The organism is Neorhizobium alkalisoli (genome assembly GCF_007829835.1).
GTDB lineage: Bacteria > Pseudomonadota > Alphaproteobacteria > Rhizobiales > Rhizobiaceae > Neorhizobium.
Window position 1 is genome coordinate 1 of record NZ_VIWP01000011.1, and the last position, 17,835, is coordinate 17,835.

Here is a 17,835-nt window from a genome sequence, read left to right on the forward strand (position 1 = left end):
GAAGCGTATCAAGATATCGTTGGGATCGCTCAGCCCGGTCGAGTATCGTCAGAGCCTCGGCCTGAACTTATAAAGCAGTCCAACTTTTTATCCGCACCCCCTTATGCGCCTAACCGGCTCAGTTCTGCGTGGAAACCAACAGAAGCCGGTAAGAAGATCACATCCCCTGCCCGCGTCGATGCCACCTCAACATTCCTCTCCGACCTTCAAGCCAACCGTGCCGGGATGGGTGAATTTGATAAGCTCACCAAGGGTTCGCAAACGGATTCCGTCCTGAACATCGCTAAGTCCATTGTCACGGATGCTCAGAAAGGAATGACGTTCGATAGCCTGAAAGCCGCTCGCACCCATGTTGGTCAGCTTGCCGCTGATGCCGAAGACCGCGTTCTAAAAAACCATCTGGACGGACTTTATGCGTCGCTAACATCCGATATGGAAAAGACCGCCGTAGCTTCTGGTGACGATGCGCTCAGCTCATTCAAGACCGCCAACGACCATTTTAAAGGCTACATCGATCCTGTCACGGGCTTTGGCAAAGGTTCGGAAGCGGACTCGATCCTCAAGAAAAACACCGATGATATTCTAAATTGGTCGATGTCAGGGGCGAAGAATGGCCGGTAACCGTATCGCATCTGTTCGTCGTACGATGCTGAAGGCTGATGGTGGTCAGGACGCTTGGAATGGTGTCACAGCTGGGTTTATCGACAGGCTTGGCCGTGGCTCTGATGACGCCTTCAATCCCGGCCAGTTCATGAGGTCTTGGAATAAGCTTTCACCTGAAGCCAAAGGCGCAATCTTCGACGGTACTCCCAACGCTCAGTTCAAAACCGATCTCGACCGTCTAGCAAGAATTGCAGATAATTTCGGCAAATACTCCAAGGGCGCGAACCATTCGAACACCACCAATCATCAGGCGATCAAAGAGTCTCTCAATCCGCTTTCGAAAGAGAATGCGATCATCTCGTTCTTGGGTGGCGCGGTGACCGGCGATCCTATTTCTGGGGCTTTGCTCGGTGCAGGTAAAGGTGTTGCGAAGTTTGGCGCCTCCCGCTTGTCACAGTCCAGCCGTGCGAAGCTCATGACATCCCCGAAACGGTGAATTGGCTAGTCGGTCTCCCGAAAGCTGAGATGACCAAGGGCGGTGTTAAAGGCCATATCAAGAAGCTTTACGAATTCGGCAAAAACACCCGCCACAATGCGTTGGCTGCTGCGATTGACGATTACCTGAGAGACCTGAAGTACAGCGACGAAGACCGCTAAAACCTAAATATCTGAACGATAACAAGAAGGCAGAAAGCCCATGACCGATCTCATTTCATCCGACTGGCAGGAACAGGACGCCAACAACACAAATCCCTCTCCTAACGGGGTGCAAGGTGGCTACAGCCCTTCACAGGTTGCACCGATCGTTCGTGCCATTCGCGGCGCGATGAAGAGAGCCTATGTCGCTGCAAACCCGATCTATACGACAACGGGAACAGCCAACGCCTATGTCCTGACCTTCATTCAAGGTCCAGCCGCATACGACAAGCGGAATCATATACCGCTTTATAGCTCATGCCGATAATACCGGCGCATCGACCATCAACATAAATTCCCTAGGTGCTAAGGCCATTGTTTCCCAACGTGGCGAAGCGCTTTCAGCAGGTCAGATCAAGACCGGCGATGTCTTAGAAATCTGCTACGATGCCACGAATTTCCGCTTAATCAGCAACGAAAAGCACAACCCAAAATTTACGGGCGTTCTCGCGGTCACCGACGCAGCTCCCTCAGTTCTTCTGACGAATACGGCGAACACGGCATCACCCACGACAGCTCGATTGAGCGTTTCCGGCAATAGCGCCGTTCTTCAAATAGGGGCGGCAAACACTGTTACGGTCTCCGCCAATAATATGACTATTGCGGGTTCAATCAATACGGCTGGCCTGACCTCATCGACGGCAATATCTTCAACGGGAAGCATCACGGGTGCTGGGCTAATCTCCACCGGTGGCATAAGCGCGACCGGGAACATTGCCTTGGCAACGGGGGGCGAGCGTCAGATTTCGTTCGGTGATGCCGGTACGTATCTTTACGGTAATTCCACCCAAACGGGTCTGTATTACCCCGCCGCTAACAAGTCACCATGGTACTATAATAAGACCAATGATGTTGTAAACTTTCAAACCGGCAGTCTTCAGCATAATGGAACGACCGTCGTCACGAACAGTGGCGGCACTTATTCAATCAACATCACGGGGAATGCTGGCGGCAACGCTTCGACGGCTACAACCGCAACCAATGCAAACAGATTGCTGCTCAACGGTTCTGGATACACGAACTTCAATTGGAGCGGTCAGGGTGGTCAGCCTACATGGCTCTGGGGCGGCAATGACGCAGGCAATATGTACGTCTACAATCCGTCCAACTTTTCGGTGAATTACGCCAATGGTGCGGGTAATGCCAACACTCTAGGTGGTCTGAGCAACGCCTACTTCATGCAGCGTCTCGTGAACACTTGGCTAACGGACAACGAAGGCGGTCTTCGATTCTACTTCAACGCTGGTAGCGGTCCCACGACAATTCGCAGCTCTGGTGACCCTATCGTACGCTTCATGAACGGCAACGGCACCGTAGCAGCACAGGTCCGTGCTGGCGGTACCTACGAAAACCTCTCAGATCGTCGCACGAAATATGACATCGTGGATGCCAGCGATATTGGGCGCGATCAGCTCATGGCTCTTCGCCCACGTTGGTACAAACGTATTGGCATCGATAAGGTCGAACTAGGCTGGATCTCGCAAGAGGTTCGCGAAGCTCTTCCAATCGCAGTTCAGCCAATCAATCCCGATGATCCTGATGAGCTGCTTTACATCGATGAAAAGGCTATTTCGGTTGCGACCGTCGCCACGCTGAAGGAGGTGGTTGCCGAATTGGAAGCTGTCAAAGCCGAGCTAGCGGCTCTTAAGGCCGAACGCGTGGCTTGAAACAAACCGACAAGCGCCTAACTTCTCCATCGGATTCCCTCAGAGTCCGACTCTCAGACCTTAGCCCGCGCCCTAAAAAAGCGCGGGTTTTTTGTTGTCAGACCGACGCGAATTTTGCATGATGTCAGTGGGTTCACTCTCCTGAACCCTGTGGAAACCAAACAAACTTACCCACGCCTTCAGAGCGTGGGTTTTTTCATGTGCGCCAATCTTGACGAAGAAAGCTGCGCTTATATCTCAGTTTACCGGGGATGTAGGCACTGTCTGGCAATGTTAAGATGGAACCGATCATGACATCCAAGTCGATATCGCAGCGGCAACAAGATAAGCGCCTTGTTCAGCTTCTTTTTCTCGAAAATGAATTTGCGCCTACTCAGTCATCTGAGCGCATCGTTTTGAGCAAGCGAGACGATACTTTTCCGAGTGCGGATTCCATGGCCATTATCTCGCTCTTCCGCAACCACTGAGCTACACTTGCACTGGTGCTTGGACGACATAAATTTCATACTGCCTCCAATTTGAGAGTTGTGTGGCAGTTGCAGGGGAGAGCTGAATTCAAAGCCCAGCTCTCCCTTCGCATTTTTAGCAGCCGCTTGCGCTACCGGACTTGCCTGCACTTGCATCCGCACCATTCGTTGTCGTGTTTGCGGATGGAGTTGCGGCAGAACCCTTGTCGGTCGAGCATGCCGGATCGGAAGCTGCACCAGAGCTGCCCGTAGACGCGCCACCGGAATTGCCGGTAGACGAACCACCGTCCGTACCGCTTGATGCTCCGCCAGAGTTGCCGGTGGAAGAACCACCCGTACCGGATGTGCCGTTACCAGCAGACGAGCTGCCGCTTGAAGAGCCGGAATCGCCAGAGCTGTTGCCGCCAGCTGCGCCGCCGCTCTGAGCAAATGCGCTCGTTGCCATGCCAATAGTCAGAACGCCAACCGTGAGAAGCTTCATCATTTTGGATGTTTCCTTTTTTCGCCCTACGTTGAGAAAACAAAACATCCGGCAAAAGGTTCGATTAAATTTGAGGCAAATAATGCGCTCGAAAAAGGGAGGGTCGCCTCGCACACAACCCTCCCCGCGCAGCTCAGTCCCAATTCCCCAAGACGAGCCGCAGCGGGGAATGTCCATATGGCGCATGTTAGGTGAGAGTTAGGCAGACCTAGCTCGCACAGCTTTTTATCAGATTTTTGCGTTCTCGCGCTCAACGCGCAACGCTTTAAGCCGTTTCAGTCTTCAGACGAGCGTCATCTAGTTTCTTCTTCTGGTCTTCCATAGCGAAGCGGGTGGTCTCATCGAACTTTGCTCGCTTAATATCGGTTGAAGTGAATGTGCTTGATCGGGGCGTGACGATTTCTCCTATCCCAACGAATTAGGTAAGGTGCGGAAAACAACAACCGATTGTACGGAATCGCACACAGAGCAATCAGTGCTGATCGAGAGGTAGCAATCCGACCAACACGTGGTATTCTGTTGCTGCTCGATGGCTTGCAGAGCAAAAAAGAAGGGACCGCGCCACCTCATGGAACGGTCCCTTTCTCATTAAGCGTTTGCGATACCAAAACCGGCAATCGCAAAATAGATGCCGAACATGACGATCGCGAAAATTGCGAGGGCGATTATGAAGCCCTTACCCATCTGCGCTCGCTTACGTTTTTCGGCAGGTGGATCGCGTCTCGGTGAAACGCCAATTGGGGTGTTGTCGGCCATTATGTTGTCCTCCAAAGTTCGAAGGACAACAGATACGGTTCTACAAAGTTCCGGGTGATCAGTTTGCCGAGTTGGCGATCAAGCGGGAAATTACGCGGTCATATCCCACGATCTCCCGCGCAACTCTGATAACCCGTTCGACTTCAGCAGCGTTCTTCACGACGCCTTCCAAGAGGATTTGATCGTCACGTGTTTCGACCGACATGTTCCGCCTATCGAAGTCAGCAAGATAGCTCAGCTCCATTTCAACGGCTTCACGATCACACGAGATGCCGTGCTGGCAAGAAAAGTCGAAATTGCTCAACGTGGGCTGAAGGCTGCTCAAGAACATAGTCGTCACTCCTTCGAAACATGAATGCTACATGAACGAACTGTTGTGGAGGGTTTATGTTCCTACCCTTGCGCGGCCACCTCTAAAAATTTAAGCAATATGCATCATAGTCTGAGGTGAGATGCAGATTTTGATAGGGAGGACTGCCCCAAACCGGTCCTCCCGACCACAGCTCTGCCGGTCAGACTTGGCTCGTCTTCCTCTTGCGATTACGCTTGTACTTGCCTTTATGTTTATAGGGGCGTCGGTTAGAGAGCTGCTGCGACCACGGAATCCAGCGGACATTCCCCGGCTCGTAGTTACCGTTCACATCAATTCGGTCGAGCGTCAGTTCCGGCGAAGGCTTCGGACCAACCGCGATCAAGAACTCGCGTAGCGTCTTGAACTTGCATTCGATTCCGCCTTCCCCCGTAATGATGAAATGCTGGATGGTTCGGGTTGCGACAACGCTGCCTCATGTTGTGGTAGGCAATATAAAGCGACCTGCGCTCTGGATTATCTAGGTGTGAAAACGTTTTTAATTCTGCGTCTGAAATAGTGTTGATATCGATAGCCATGAAAATCTCCTTCTTTTCTGTTGTTCTTTGTTTTTAACTTCCATTCTTATTTAGTGTTTCTCGAATTTACGAATTTGGGAAACTTCAAGGAGAACCCTTTACGCGGTACGCAAGGTTGCTGGATGACACCCATCAAAGATTAAAATAACAGTTGCACAGTATGGATTAATATTCCAAGATCGTCCTCAAGCGATAGACTTAGCTACAGACATTGCTACATCGATTGACACAAATTGGCGCAATAGCTACATATATCACAGGGTCTTTAGAAAATTCATCTCCTGTCATTGGCTGCGAACGTCTGCACGGCGACGACACGACCGTGCCGATCCTGGCCAAGGGAAAGACCGATACGGGCCGCATCTGGACCTATGTTCGGGATGATCGACCGTTCGGCGGGCTCTCACCGCCGGCAGCCCTCTACTATGCCTCGCGCGACCGACGGCAAGAGCATCCGGAGCGCCACCTGAAGACCTTCACCGGCATTCTGCAGGCGGACGCCTATGGCGGCTACAATCCGCTGTTCAAGGTTGATCGCGATCCAAAACCGCTAAGGCAGGCGTTTTGTTGGGCACACTCGCGTCGCAAGTTCTTCGTGCTCGCCGACATTGCCGCAAACGCCAAGCGTGGAAAGAACGCCGCGCCGATCTCACCTATGGCGCTCGAAGCCGTCAAACGGATCGACGCCCTGTTCGAAATCGAACGGGAGATCAACGGTCTTGCCGCCGAGCAGCGTCTGGATCGTCGCCAGGCGGAAAGCCTGCCGCTTGTCGACGATTTGCACTCCTGGCTTCAAACCGAGCGAGCAAAACTCTCACGCAGTTCTCCGGTCGCCGAGGCGATCGACTACATGCTCAAGCGATGGGACGGCTTCACATCATTCCTGGACGACGGCCGGATTTGCCTGACGAACAACGCCGCCGAGCGAGCGCTCAGAGGCTTCGCACTCGGCAGGAAGTCATGGCTCTTCGCCGGATAAGACCGCGGCGCAGATCGTTCCGCCTTCATGGCCACATTGATCATGACGGCAAAGCTCAACGACATCGATCCCCAGGCGTGGCTTGCCGATGTTCTTGCCCGCATCGCGGACACACCGATTACTAAGCTGGAGCAACTGCTTCCGTGGAATTGGATACCGCCGACCGTCAGCGCTCAAGCGGCATGATCTGCGGTCCTCACCGGAGGCTTACGGCGCAGCAACAGGGCCTTCCGGACTATCTCGCCTCGACCGTTCCCCTTGGCCATCTCGGTCAACCCGAAGAGATCTCAAAGTTCGCTATTCCTTGCGACGGATGAATCGAGCTTCGTCAATGGCGCCGAGATCTTTGCCGATGGCGGGAAAGCACAGGTATAGCTATGGCAGGGCGGCTTCAGCCGCCCTCGAATTCCTTCTTTGAAGCCGGACTTGTTATCTTTCGCCTTGATGGGAGCCGAACCTTCGACCCGCAAAGTCTAAACCTACTTAAAATTTCAAAGATCCTTTATATAACAGAAGCTTAGTGGGCCGTAACGACTGCGGCTAGCGATAACCTGAGATCATTAGCTGAGAAGCGCTGTCCATTCCCAGAGAATGCGAAACATTCATCGATCGATTTGATTGGCCTCCTGTTCTGAGGCTTTGTAGCGAGGCAGCAGAAGACCACCTCGCCAGGACCTTTCACTTGCCGTGCCCGATGGCCAGGGCAAACAGCCTGGCCTGTCGGTCGGCAAAAGCCCGCGGATTGGCTGGTTTGTCCCCGTCAAGAATGCGTGCTTCGTCAAGCAACAGCCACGCCGCATCCTCGCGAAACGCTAGATCGTAGATCGATGCTATGGCCTTAACACGCTCGTTGTGCGCGTTGATCTCCAGGATTGGCTTCGATGCGGTCTGTAACCGCCCCGCCCCTTGGAGGAGCTTTTCGAGCTGGCGATCGGGGCCATGTTCCGACGCGACAAGGCAGACCGCGCTTTCAGTCAACCGATCGGAAACCCGCACGTCACCGATTTCCTCACCAAGGGCGCTTCGAGCGAAATCGATGAACGCTGTAACTTCAGGAGAAGCTTGCCGGTCACCCTCATCGGCGCCGCCCTCGCCGGTCACAGCGTTAAGATCGGCGAGGCCCTGAGTAACCGATTTAAAAGGCTTGCCCTCGAAATCTGGGGCGTTGGTCGGCCAGAAACTGTCTACGCCGTCGGTCAGCAGAAGTACCTCTATCCCTTTGGCTCGAAAACCTTCGAGTTGCGGCGACGATCTCAGCTGGTCCAGACTGGAGCCGCTTATGTAATAGATCGCCGACTGCCCTTCCCTCATTCCGGCCAGATAGTCGGCAAGGCTCCGAGTTGCCCCATCGGACACGGTACTACGGAAGCGGGCAAGCTTCAGTAGCTGCGAGCGACGTTCGAAGTCGTCGTAAATACCTTCCTTGAGAATGGGTCCGAACAGGTCCCATACCTTGGAAAACGTCTCGGCTTCTCCTTCGGCCATCTTCTCCAGAGCGGACAGTATCCGGCTCGTTACGCCCTTTTTGATGGCGGCAAGCACGGGACTTTCCTGGATCATCTCACGGGAAATGTTGAGTGGCAGATCCGGGGTGTCGACGATGCCACGCACGAACCGCAGGTAACGCGGCAGTAACTCGGCTTCGTCGGTTATGAAGACGCGCTTCACGTATAGCTTCATCCGACCCTGTCGGTCCGGGTCGAACAGGTCGAATGGTTGAGAGCCCGGTATGAATGCAAGTGTCGTATACTCATGGCGTCCCTCAGCGCGGAAATGCACGTTAGCCAACGGCTCATCGTACTGGCCTGAGACACTTCGATAGAAGTCGTCGTAGTCCTGCTTGGATATCTCGCTCTTCTGCTTCAGCCAGAGCGCTGCACCATCGGACACCTGTGACGGCTCCGCGCCCTCTTTTTCTACGAGACGTATAGGAACAGGCACGTGGCCGGATTGATCGCGAATGATCTTCTCGACCGTCCATTTGCTGGCGTATTTCTTTGCATCGTCCATGAGATGCAGCACGACACGCGTGCCCCTCGCTGGCGCCGCGCCAAGATCGACAGCGACAATGTCATAACTTCCCTTGCCGTCGGACGACCATTTCCAAGCTTCGTCGTCACCAGCACGGCGGGAAATCACGTCGACCCTATCGGCGACCATGAACGAGGAGTAAAAGCCGACTCCGAACTGGCCGATCAATTCGGCCTTCTCGCCAGCCTTGGAAGCCTCAAGCCGCTCCATAAACGCCTTTGTCCCGGAGCGCGCGATCGTGCCGAGCGCGTCGATCATCTCGTCGCGGTTCATGCCGATGCCGTTGTCCTCGATAACGAGCGTCTGCGACTCTTCATTGAGCGACACGAGGATTCCCGGCTGGGCTGCATCGGAGGAGAGTTGCGGCTTGGAAATCGACTCATACCGCAGCTTTTCGCAGGCATCCGCCGCGTTCGAGATCAATTCCCGGAGGAACACATCTTTGTCGGAGTAAACCGAATGCACCATCATGTGCAACAGCCGACTGACATCGGCTTCAAACACGTGTTGCTCGGGCTGCAGCTCTTCAAATCTTGTCACTCATACCTCCATGGCAAGGAAATCGGCGATGAAATGGTTTCTCTGGGATCAGAGTTCAAGCGCTGTCTGCCGCTTAGCGAGCGTCGGAATAAAGTCTTTGTGCAAAGACTGTTATTCTTTTTGGCGAAAGCGGATCGGCAAATTCCAAAACCTTCGAGCTTCGCCCAATTTACGGGCTTATTTCCGGTCGATGGGTATACCTGCGGATTGACTTCACGTAACGGCCGAACGCATGCTTTCACGCCTTACAGAGGAGAACCCGGATGGCCGATGAGACAATGACTGAGACCAATGCCACGACCGAAGCGCTGGCCGTCGCACCTGCTGAAAAGAAGACACGCAAGCCTCGCGCTCCAAAGGCTGCCGCCAAGATCGCTACCTCTGACGTCACCGCGTCACCTGCCAAACAACCAGTCAAGAAGACGCGCGCAAAACGCGGTTCGAAGATTGCTCCGGTCAAGGCCGAGAAAGCTGCTGTCGAACCGAAGAAAGTCGCCACACGCACGCCGCCTGCAAGGGCAGCTGCCCCGGCTCCTGTTGCCCCAATCGATGACATCGCCGACCTCATCAAGCTCGAGGAAGAGAACAAGCAGTTGCGTAAGGAGCTTTCCGACAAGCTGCGCTCTGAGAATGCCGATCTGCGCAAGCGCCTCGGCAAAGCTTGACGCTCGACGCTGTCGACCGATCCGCGAAATAGATAGGCCCGCGTGGGCCTGTCCTATCTGAATGACTGCGGCAGTATTCTGTCGCCATGCCGAGGGCGAATGCGATGAGAACACCGTGGAGATTTGTTGCTGACCTGGTGTCGCGTAAACCGAAGGTGGATACTCGGGAGGAGCATCCAGAAGCTGCCGGTGAACCCATTGCTCTCGAACATCAACCGGAAAAAACAGATGCACATCCAGAGATCGAGGTGCAGTCTGCTGAGCAGCCTGTTGAGATCGCTGCGGAAGAACGGCTCGATGCGGCTCGACGGAACAACAGTGCCAGCCTTGAGCATGTTCAGATTTCCGATGAGGCATCTGCACCCGCGGTGGATGAAGTTTCTGCTATCTCCGCGGATGCCAAAGATTCAGCAGCCATAGATGCAACAGCTGAGATTACGGAAATCGTCGCTGCGCAAGAAGAAACACCGATCGTAGACGCTTTGGCCGAGCCGGTGGATATGCCACAGCTCAAGCGCCGGAAAACGACCCGAGCTTTTGTGCAGCAACCGACACCGTCGAGCCAAACGGAGGACAACGCGTCTGCCGTCCCGAAATCGCTCATGCACGAAATGGCCGATCTCGATGCGGAGATCGATTCCTTACGGCGCCAGCTGGTGAGAAAGCTTTCCGAGCAAAACGCGCAACTGCGAAAGATGCTAGCCAGGTTCGACGCGAAATAATCGGACACGGCACTGCCGCGGATCAAGCACTTCGAAGCCGATCACGCAGCCAGTCATTATCTTTGCGCAATTTCACGACCAACAAGCGTCTCAACTGGCGGTTCTCTTCCTCAAGCTGAAAGAGATCCGCCAACTCCTTATCGGCTTCAGACATTGATACAAGCTTCGTCCTTGCCGACTTTGGCTTGACCGGTTGACGCTCTCTTCTGGCATTCGTTTTCCGAACACGGCGGCGTATACGTTCGGAGCCGCCCGGCTCCGATCTAGCTGCCTCTCCCGTTGCGTCACCCTCGGCCGAACCTATCGCGTCGTTTGCGACTATCGTCTCTTCGCTATCCACCAGTGCATCATTCTCCACAAGAGTCCCTGGAGCGACACCTGCGACGGCATCGTCACCATCCGCTGGCGAGGCAACACTCGGCGGTGCATTGGCCTCCGCGACGATGTCCCGTGCCGAACGGCTTGAAGGGCTATCAACGGCGCCGTCAATCCCAATAACTGGTTTTGGCATGTCCGTCTCAACCGCTTGAGCAACGGACTTGAGATCAAGATTCCCCCAAATCGAGCTGGATTGGGCGTTCACCGACCTACGGCGGCCAGATTTGTACTCGATGACAAAATTGCGCTTAGGCTGTTTCATTGGTCAATTCGGAAAGCTTGCGGAATGCGACACCAACGACTGTCGATATGCGATGATTTGCAATACCTACACGATCTCACGCGTTTTCTCTATGCCGCTGATCAAGCGGCACGACCAAAGAGAAGAAGGCGAAACTTCCTTATGACGAATGGGCCACGATGCATCTCGGAATCACGGTGCCTTTCATACGACGGCTGGCGAAATTGATCAGCCGCGAGCGCCGTCCATTCATTAAGCTCTTGAGCCGATGCGAACCACTGACCCGTCATTTGGTTGGCTAATTTCGAAAAGGTTTTTCATTCGGCGAAAAGTTCACTCCTCATACTGGCAATTAAGCCGAAGCTCCGCGGAAGTACATTTCGTCCAGGGATCGACCATTGCAATTCGCGCGTACATGCGTTTATCGATTGTCCCGCCGATTTCCACCATACAGGAGCCACTGTGCTTATCCTCGTCCGAGACAATAACGTCGACCAAGCCCTGCGCGTCCTCAAGAAGAAGCTGCAGCAGGAGGGCATCGTCCGGGAAATGCGCTTGCGCGAGCACTTCGAGAAGCCCGCCGAAAAGCGCGCACGAGAAAAGGCAGAAGGCATTCGCCGTGCCCGCAAACTCGCTCAGAAAAAGCTGAACAGGGAGTTAGGTATCGGCCCCGCGAAGAAGTCGAAACCGTCAAGATCTATGAAATAGTCGCGTGATTTCGCAAAGCCGGTCTCCTGGCCAACCAAAGCATCGCTATATACGTCCAGTGATAAACAATGAACACACATCAGCCCCTATCCGAACGATCCGAACTTTCTGGCCGCTACACCGAGAACGGCATCACTGTCTTTGTGGAAATCTTCCGCCCTTCAGGCGGAGACGATTGGCGGATGGAAGTGACAAGCCTAGAAGACCAGCTCACTGACTGGAATGAACCCTTCGCGTCAGCTCATGAGGCATGGGAAGAGTTCATCTATGTCGTCAATACGGAGGGGATCGCAGTTTTCCTTTAGCGCCTCCCGACGTCATCGAGGATAAGCAGATTGGCGATCGACAGCGACAGACGGCGAATGATTTTCGATCAGGTTCGCACCAAGGCGATGTCCCGGGGCACGCCTATCGACGATGACCCAGAGTTGCTAGCTTGGGTAGAGCTGTGGATCAGCGGTGAGTATGACATGTCTGAACTCAGATCTCGATACAATGACCTCGCGATACGTCGAACCCAGCGATCCAAGTCTGCCGCCGGCGCATTGGAACCCGTCGCCTCCGAAGCCACTACCCCGGATACCGACTAAACCTGACGGCGTCCTTACCGGCAGCCTTCGCATTGTAGAGAAGCGCGTCGGCCTCATTCAATAGCTCGGAAACATCACGCTTTTCGCCCGTCCAGATGCCGCCAATGCTGGTGCGAACGTCGGCGATCTCATTGGAAATTGGGATAGGCTCCCTCATCCGTGCGAGTATCCGCTCAGCAGCCGCTTCGCCTGTGGACTGGTCGCCCGCGACGACTACCACGAATTCATCCCCGCCCGTGCGTGCCACAAGATCGCTGTCTCTGACGGCTGAGGTCAGGCGCGCGGCTGTGGTTTGCAGGACGACGTCTCCCATCGCGTGGCCATGAGCATCGTTGACCTCCTTGAAGCCATCGAGGTCGAGTGCAAGGATGGCAAAACCGTCAGCGGACCGTAATGCCGCGAATTCCATCGACAGCCCACGCCGGTTCAGCAATCCAGTCAACACGTCGGTACGCGCCGTCTCCTCCAGCATCTCGATCCGGCGTCGTTCCTCGGTAAAATCGATTGCCATCCCGACAATCTTGATCGGATGGCCGTCGCTGTCACGCAAAAGCCGCCGATCACAACGCATCCAGCGTTCCCCGTGAACGGTGTCGAGACGATATTCGGCAACATTCTGATCGAGCTCACCGGCGATCAGCGGTGTGAGATCGGCTTGGGCGCCGTCGTTTACGTTGACCCTGTTGACGTAGCGTTCGAGATCGAGCCTCGCCGCCGTGGGGCCTCCGATGAACTGAGCCAGTCGATCCGAGGTCTCAAACTTGCCTGTCAGGATGTCCATCTGCCAGAAGCCACCACGGACGGCTTCAAGCGCCAACTCGAGCTGCGCTGCTCGCTCGGCAAGCTGACGCTCATGCTCCTTGTGGCGGGTGATATCCTCGATCTGCGATATGAAGCGCACGACCTTGCCCGCAGCATCGCGCATCGCGGCGACGTGGATAAGCACGTGAACGATCTCGCCAAATGGGCGTAGGTAACGCTTTTCGATCGTGTAGCCGTCCCGCCTTCCCTGCAGGACTTGCTTGAATAGGATCAGGTCCGCCTCGATATCCTCTGGATGGGTAAAGTCCCTGAAATGCGTTCCCAGCACCTTTTCGAGCGGAAGCGACAGCAGCTTGGCAAAGGCAGCATTGCCACGAATGATGCGTCCCTCAAGATCGACCAGAGCGATCCCGATCGGAGCATTCTCGAAGGCAAAGTCGAACAACGCTAGGCGGGTTTCGGGGTCGTCGGCCGTATACGGTTCCGCTACCATCTTTCCTCCAAAGACAAGAGCTTCACGGCGATAGGTGTGTTTTAGGGGAGGATAATCAAGGTGCCGGTCACCTTTCTCGCCCAACGGCAGGCTGCATTTGCCCGGATCCTTGATGTCAGACACCTCCGAAATTATCGTGGGCCTTATCGGAATAATCGAAGGCCCCAATAAGGATCGACCTTCGAGACCGGTAAGATCAGGGAGGAAGACATGGATAACAAGAGCCGGGGTCTTTCCACGAGCGACATGCGCATACTGAGGACGCTGCTGGGCCGCTATGCGGCACGCTATCATCTCGCTGGCCCCGAGAAAGATAACTTGATCGAGCGAACGTTTCAGGCGTTGGCGAGCAACCCGGAGATTTTCTTCGAAATTCCAGTTGAACAGGCCGCTGCAGAGACAATGCACCGGATCTACGCCGGCCGCTAGCTTTGAAACTGTCGCAGCTTTTCTGGCTGTTACGCCCCGCCGATCTTCGCGCTCGTATCACACCGTAGATGAGGCGGGACGTCTTCCAGCTCGGCAAGCTTGCCGTTCTGCTTCAGAAAAATTCGAAAATTCTCTCGGACCGCGTCGATCGGCCAATGACCGTTCGCCGCCTCACGACAGTATCGAACAAGGGTCTCGTAAGCGAGATTGCGCTTCTCCTTGGGCCACTCGTCAAGAAAATCGAACACGTCATCCAGTCCGGTGATCTCCTGCACGAAATACCGGCGCTGTGCGTAGACGGGCTTGTCAAATTGAGCGAGCAACATGGCACCCTCCTTCGTTCGCTCGATGCTTACTAGTGACTGAGGCCGGCCCTGGATCGGGCCGGCTGATAGCAATCAATGGTTCTTCCTGGGCCTTCGGGTCAGGCGACCTTACGGTCGGTTTCGAGCCGGAGCGGCTCGCTGGTGGCCGGAGCGACGCCAATTTCGATCTTGCGCGGCTTCATGGCTTCGGGCACCTCGCGCTTCAGAGCAATTGTCAGCAGGCCATTTTTCAGATCGGCCCTTTCCACCCTCACATGATCTGCAAGCTCAAACTTGCGCTCAAAGGAACGACCGCCGATGCCGCGGTGGAGATATTCGCCCTGCAGCTCTTCAGCCTTCCCGCCTTTGATCACCAGGACATTGCGCTCCTGAGTGATATCGAGATCGCCTTCGCCAAAGCCTGCCACCGCCATCGTGATGCGATAGTCGTCATCGCCGGTCTTGACGATGTCATAGGCCGGCCAGGCCTCTATTGCGTTGAGACGCTGCGTATTGCTGAGCAGATTGAACACGCGGTCGAAGCCGATGCTCGAACGATAGAGCGGGGCAAAATCAAGTTCAGTTCTCATAACCATATCCTCCGTAAAGCAACATGGAAGAAAGCGGGGAAATCCGCCTCCTCGGTCAGCCGACCCCCTCGTTGGGCCGTCGGCGTTGACCGATTTGGTTTTTGAGATTTTGTCGTTCAAGACCCCGCTCGAAATTTTTCCAGCTCATCTGAAATCATCTTGTTCGCTGGAAATCCGGTCCTATCTCGAGTCGCGATCTTCGCTTTGGGAGCATCGGGATGGATGATGGAATGACCGAGATGTTTTCTGACGCCGACGTTGAGATTTTGCCTCCGGCGCATAACACTGAACACAAGATGGCCATTTGCCTCTGCTGCTGTCGCCAGCGTCCCAACTCCGCCATGGACGAAGACGGCTGCGGCATTTGTGACGAATGCTTGGCACCTTAACCCCTCGAGAGGAAAACGAGTGCCGCACCTTCGGCAAATTGAAGCTGAAAGGGAAATGATTTAAAGCCCCTTTCACTTCTGCCTGCGATAGTCTTGTTATGAATATTCTCAGAGCAGAGACTGGGGGCACATGCAGTCGCTAAAGAGGGTTTGGTTTGACGAGTCCGGCAATTTCGGGCTGTTGACCGCGATCTTGCTCGTCCCGTTGATTGGCGCTATCGGGATGATACTTGATTACAGCCAGGCATATAGCCTGCGCACCCAACTTATGGGGATAGCCGACGCGGCAGCGCTCGGCGCAATTTCCGAAGGTTCGCCTTATTACAAATCGATCCAGGCAACGACCACCGATGGACCGATAGACGTTGCCGAAGCAGACGGCGTAAAGCTTTTTACCGCTCAGTATCGCGGGAGTGCCGGCGCGACGTTCGCCGATATTGATCTCAAGGTGACGATGCAGGTCACGCGAAAAAGCGGTTTGATCACCTCGGTTTCAAGTTTCAACGCGATGGTTCCGACTACGTTCATGCGGATTCTCGGCAGCGATTTCGTGCCGATTTCGGGCAGTGCCACCGCTAAAGCCGGCGGTGAAGCGAAAACCTACACCGATTTCTACATGCTCCTCGACAACACCCCATCCATGGGAATCGCTGCCACGACGAAGGAGATGTCGAGGCTGAAGAGTCTCACGAGCAACAACTGCGCCTTCGCCTGTCATATCGGCTATTATACCAACAACGGATCGTTCAAAGAAGATGCCAACAGCACCTATATCGTCGCCCGCCAAAATGGTGTGACGCTGCGCACGGACGTCGTTGCTAAGGCTGCGGAAGCGCTGATCAACAAGGTGAAGAGCGAAATGGCGAACAGCGCCAACCAATATCGCGTCGCAGCTTATTCGTTTGGTAAATATGCGCTCGAACCGGGCTACCGTATAGACAAGATCAGTGGCCTGACACTCGACATGACAAGCGCTTCCAAGGCTGCGGCAAACGTTCAGCTAATGACGACGGATCATGATTGGTTCAACGACAACGCGCTCACTAGTTTCGATACCTCACTTGCCGCAATTGGTAAGGAGATAAGCGGCAATGGAGGCTCGGGCGATACTGCTGGCTCTCCTGCCAAAATCGTTTATTTCGTCACCGATGGAGTTGCCGACAGCCTGAAACCCGGTGGTAATTGCGGCGGCAGCTGGGAAGGCAACAAGGGCCGCTGTCTTGAGCCAATCGACACGAAATCCTGCAAGGCATTGAAGGATCGAAACATCAAGCTTGCCTTTCTCTACACGACCTATACGCCACTCGATGGTGACGGCACATGGGATGGACTGATCAAGAAAGTATTTGCCGACAGGATAGCCACAGCCCTTAAGGAATGTGCGTCTACTGGCCTGTTTTTTGAGGTTGGCCCGGACGATGACATGCAAGCGGCGATGGTAAAGTTGTTCGTCCAATCCGCAGCAAGCGTCTCTGGTCTGCGTCTGACGCAATGATCGAAATCAAACGATCCCAACCATGGTCCCCACAGCACACGACCAACGTCGTACCGGCAGCTTGGAGCGGTGGTGCATGGCCACCGATGAAATGGCCAGGGCAAATTGCTCTGCCCTGGCCTGATTGCTGTCATTGCGTCAGGTCAATCAGTTGATCACCTGAATGACCTTACGGGAGGACGGCTCGACGATGACCCGCTGCTTGTTGACAATGGCGTAGCTATATTTCGGATTTTCCGGAACCTGCTTGATCACCACTGTCGAAGGCAAAGCCTCGCCTACGACGACATTCTCTTGAACAACGACAGCATCCGACGGCATCGGAGCTTCCCGGACGTAGGTCACAACTCGCTCCGGCGGCGGATCGATTGCTGTGCCTGCTACAGCGCCGACAACGCCGCCCACTGCCGCGCCGACCGGGCCGCCAACAATGGCGCCGGTTACGGCGCCTCCTGCCGCGCCATTGACAGTCGATTGCTGGGCAAATGCGCTACCAGCTGCAAGGACAACACCAGCGGCAATGACAATGTTTTTCATGGACATGATCGTTCTCCCTTTGATCACTTCGACGTTCCGCCTAGAGAACGGGAAGAAGCCGGTTATGTTCCTGGACGGGCCTTTAATCCGAGCTGCCATAGGGCTTTGGTCGGAAGGAATTTTTTCCTCCTCTTGACTGCCTGGGCCTTTGGTCCCGGATGCTTCCGACCGAAGCTTCGATCGCGGAATAATACCTGCCTGACCGCTTTCCATTGCTGATTTCAAAAAGCGCCTATCGAACAATCAGGTCGAAACGATTATGAGAAGACAGCTTCGTACTGCCACCACCCTCACATTCATGCCGGCTTCAGCATGGCCAAGCTCTGGCATCAGGCTTGCAGTCGCCCAGCAGGCGCATGCTGCAGGCGCTGCAGTCACAATCGCATCGCCGTCACCAGACAAGCTCGCGAAAGCCGCAGCGTC

General features: G+C 54.7%; 22 protein-coding genes and 3 pseudogenes. 15 read left to right on the forward strand and 10 right to left on the reverse strand.

All coding sequences use genetic code 11. From position 1 onward, the window contains the following. From FHW37_RS33750 to FHW37_RS33755, 6 genes and pseudogenes are all read left to right on the forward strand, one after another. Positions 1 to 621: pseudogene (locus tag FHW37_RS33750) on the forward strand (hypothetical protein); the annotation flags it as partial. After that, positions 611 to 1,099, forward strand: coding sequence for a hypothetical protein (locus FHW37_RS27465; protein WP_145642241.1), 489 nt, complete (start codon positions 611 to 613; stop codon positions 1,097 to 1,099). The pseudogene FHW37_RS33750 and the gene FHW37_RS27465, both read left to right, overlap by 11 nt. 29 nt (positions 1,100 to 1,128) lie before the next feature. Next, complete coding sequence (locus tag FHW37_RS34565) at positions 1,129 to 1,260, forward strand: hypothetical protein (protein ID WP_281407284.1); 132 nt, start codon at positions 1,129 to 1,131, stop codon at positions 1,258 to 1,260. Positions 1,261 to 1,300: 40 nt separating this feature from the next. Then, positions 1,301 to 1,567, forward strand: coding sequence for a hypothetical protein (locus FHW37_RS27470; protein WP_145642244.1), 267 nt, complete (start codon positions 1,301 to 1,303; stop codon positions 1,565 to 1,567). 253 nt (positions 1,568 to 1,820) lie between these two features. Continuing rightward, the gene (locus tag FHW37_RS27475; protein WP_145642247.1) at positions 1,821 to 2,966 is read left to right on the forward strand and encodes a tail fiber domain-containing protein; all 1,146 of its coding nucleotides are present in this window, start codon (positions 1,821 to 1,823) and stop codon (positions 2,964 to 2,966) included. Between the two features lie 290 nt (positions 2,967 to 3,256). Next, the gene (locus tag FHW37_RS33755) at positions 3,257 to 3,433 is read left to right on the forward strand and encodes a hypothetical protein (RefSeq protein WP_186458432.1); all 177 of its coding nucleotides are present in this window, start codon (positions 3,257 to 3,259) and stop codon (positions 3,431 to 3,433) included. A gap of 115 nt (positions 3,434 to 3,548) precedes the next feature. On the opposite strand, the gene FHW37_RS27480 is transcribed toward FHW37_RS33755, so the two are convergent. From FHW37_RS27480 to FHW37_RS27490, 4 genes are all read right to left on the reverse strand, one after another. After that, positions 3,549 to 3,917 carry a hypothetical protein gene (locus tag FHW37_RS27480; protein ID WP_145642249.1) on the reverse strand — a complete coding sequence of 123 codons (369 nt, stop codon included), beginning with the start codon at positions 3,915 to 3,917 and terminating at the stop codon, positions 3,549 to 3,551. 585 nt (positions 3,918 to 4,502) lie between these two features. Next, complete coding sequence (locus tag FHW37_RS33760; RefSeq protein WP_186458433.1) at positions 4,503 to 4,670, reverse strand: hypothetical protein; 168 nt, start codon at positions 4,668 to 4,670, stop codon at positions 4,503 to 4,505. A gap of 58 nt (positions 4,671 to 4,728) precedes the next feature. Continuing rightward, the gene (locus FHW37_RS27485; protein ID WP_145642251.1) at positions 4,729 to 5,001 is read right to left on the reverse strand and encodes a BON domain-containing protein; all 273 of its coding nucleotides are present in this window, start codon (positions 4,999 to 5,001) and stop codon (positions 4,729 to 4,731) included. A 311-nt stretch (positions 5,002 to 5,312) separates the two neighbouring features. Then, on the reverse strand, positions 5,313 to 5,558 hold the full coding sequence (locus tag FHW37_RS27490) for a hypothetical protein (RefSeq protein ID WP_145642254.1): 246 nt from the start codon (positions 5,556 to 5,558) through the stop codon (positions 5,313 to 5,315). A 283-nt stretch (positions 5,559 to 5,841) separates the two neighbouring features. On the opposite strand from FHW37_RS27490, the pseudogene tnpC reads away from it, so the two are divergent. Next, positions 5,842 to 6,723 (forward strand): annotated as a pseudogene (gene tnpC, locus FHW37_RS27495) (IS66 family transposase); the annotation flags it as partial. Positions 6,724 to 6,749: 26 nt separating this feature from the next. Continuing rightward, positions 6,750 to 6,912 (forward strand): annotated as a pseudogene (locus FHW37_RS34255) (SDR family oxidoreductase); the annotation flags it as partial. A gap of 303 nt (positions 6,913 to 7,215) precedes the next feature. On the opposite strand, the gene htpG reads toward FHW37_RS34255, so the two are convergent. Further along, positions 7,216 to 9,108, reverse strand: coding sequence for a molecular chaperone HtpG (htpG, locus tag FHW37_RS27505; RefSeq protein WP_145642257.1), 1,893 nt, complete (start codon positions 9,106 to 9,108; stop codon positions 7,216 to 7,218). Positions 9,109 to 9,371: 263 nt separating this feature from the next. On the opposite strand from htpG, the gene FHW37_RS27510 reads away from it, so the two are divergent. Continuing rightward, positions 9,372 to 9,773, forward strand: coding sequence for a transcriptional regulator (locus FHW37_RS27510; protein ID WP_145642260.1), 402 nt, complete (start codon positions 9,372 to 9,374; stop codon positions 9,771 to 9,773). A 104-nt stretch (positions 9,774 to 9,877) separates the two neighbouring features. Next, on the forward strand, positions 9,878 to 10,495 hold the full coding sequence (locus tag FHW37_RS27515; RefSeq protein WP_145642263.1) for a hypothetical protein: 618 nt from the start codon (positions 9,878 to 9,880) through the stop codon (positions 10,493 to 10,495). A gap of 22 nt (positions 10,496 to 10,517) precedes the next feature. On the opposite strand, the gene FHW37_RS27520 is transcribed toward FHW37_RS27515, so the two are convergent. Continuing rightward, complete coding sequence (locus tag FHW37_RS27520; RefSeq protein ID WP_145642266.1) at positions 10,518 to 11,135, reverse strand: hypothetical protein; 618 nt, start codon at positions 11,133 to 11,135, stop codon at positions 10,518 to 10,520. Between the two features lie 441 nt (positions 11,136 to 11,576). Between FHW37_RS27520 and rpsU the strand changes: the two genes are divergently transcribed. The 3 genes from rpsU (at position 11,577) to FHW37_RS27535 (ending at position 12,412) form a co-directional block, all read left to right on the forward strand. Beyond that, positions 11,577 to 11,822 (forward strand): 30S ribosomal protein S21, encoded by a 246-nt coding sequence (gene rpsU, locus FHW37_RS27525; RefSeq protein ID WP_145642269.1) that lies wholly within the window; start codon positions 11,577 to 11,579, stop codon positions 11,820 to 11,822. 68 nt (positions 11,823 to 11,890) lie between these two features. After that, positions 11,891 to 12,127: a hypothetical protein gene (locus tag FHW37_RS27530; protein ID WP_145642272.1), complete on the forward strand. Its 237-nt coding sequence runs from the start codon at positions 11,891 to 11,893 to the stop codon at positions 12,125 to 12,127. Between the two features lie 30 nt (positions 12,128 to 12,157). Beyond that, the gene (locus tag FHW37_RS27535) at positions 12,158 to 12,412 is read left to right on the forward strand and encodes a hypothetical protein (protein WP_145642275.1); all 255 of its coding nucleotides are present in this window, start codon (positions 12,158 to 12,160) and stop codon (positions 12,410 to 12,412) included. Here FHW37_RS27535 and FHW37_RS27540 read toward each other — a convergent pair. Beyond that, complete coding sequence (locus FHW37_RS27540) at positions 12,393 to 13,790, reverse strand: diguanylate cyclase (protein ID WP_186458434.1); 1,398 nt, start codon at positions 13,788 to 13,790, stop codon at positions 12,393 to 12,395. The genes FHW37_RS27535 and FHW37_RS27540 overlap by 20 nt on opposite strands. Positions 13,791 to 13,877: 87 nt before the next feature. On the opposite strand from FHW37_RS27540, the gene FHW37_RS33765 reads away from it, so the two are divergent. Continuing rightward, positions 13,878 to 14,096 (forward strand): hypothetical protein, encoded by a 219-nt coding sequence (locus tag FHW37_RS33765; protein ID WP_186458435.1) that lies wholly within the window; start codon positions 13,878 to 13,880, stop codon positions 14,094 to 14,096. 29 nt (positions 14,097 to 14,125) lie between these two features. On the opposite strand, the gene FHW37_RS27545 is transcribed toward FHW37_RS33765, so the two are convergent. Further along, entirely contained in the window at positions 14,126 to 14,422 is a 297-nt protein-coding gene (locus FHW37_RS27545) for a DUF982 domain-containing protein (protein WP_145642281.1), read from the reverse strand. A gap of 98 nt (positions 14,423 to 14,520) precedes the next feature. Beyond that, on the reverse strand, positions 14,521 to 14,991 hold the full coding sequence (locus FHW37_RS27550; RefSeq protein ID WP_145642537.1) for an Hsp20 family protein: 471 nt from the start codon (positions 14,989 to 14,991) through the stop codon (positions 14,521 to 14,523). Between the two features lie 519 nt (positions 14,992 to 15,510). Here FHW37_RS27550 and FHW37_RS27555 point away from each other — a divergent pair. Further along, complete coding sequence (locus tag FHW37_RS27555) at positions 15,511 to 16,875, forward strand: TadE/TadG family type IV pilus assembly protein (protein WP_145642285.1); 1,365 nt, start codon at positions 15,511 to 15,513, stop codon at positions 16,873 to 16,875. A 147-nt stretch (positions 16,876 to 17,022) separates the two neighbouring features. On the opposite strand, the gene FHW37_RS27560 is transcribed toward FHW37_RS27555, so the two are convergent. Beyond that, positions 17,023 to 17,418, reverse strand: a complete 396-nt coding sequence (locus tag FHW37_RS27560) for a DUF1236 domain-containing protein (RefSeq protein WP_145642288.1) — start codon at positions 17,416 to 17,418, stop codon at positions 17,023 to 17,025. Positions 17,419 to 17,835: the final 417 nt, after the last annotated feature.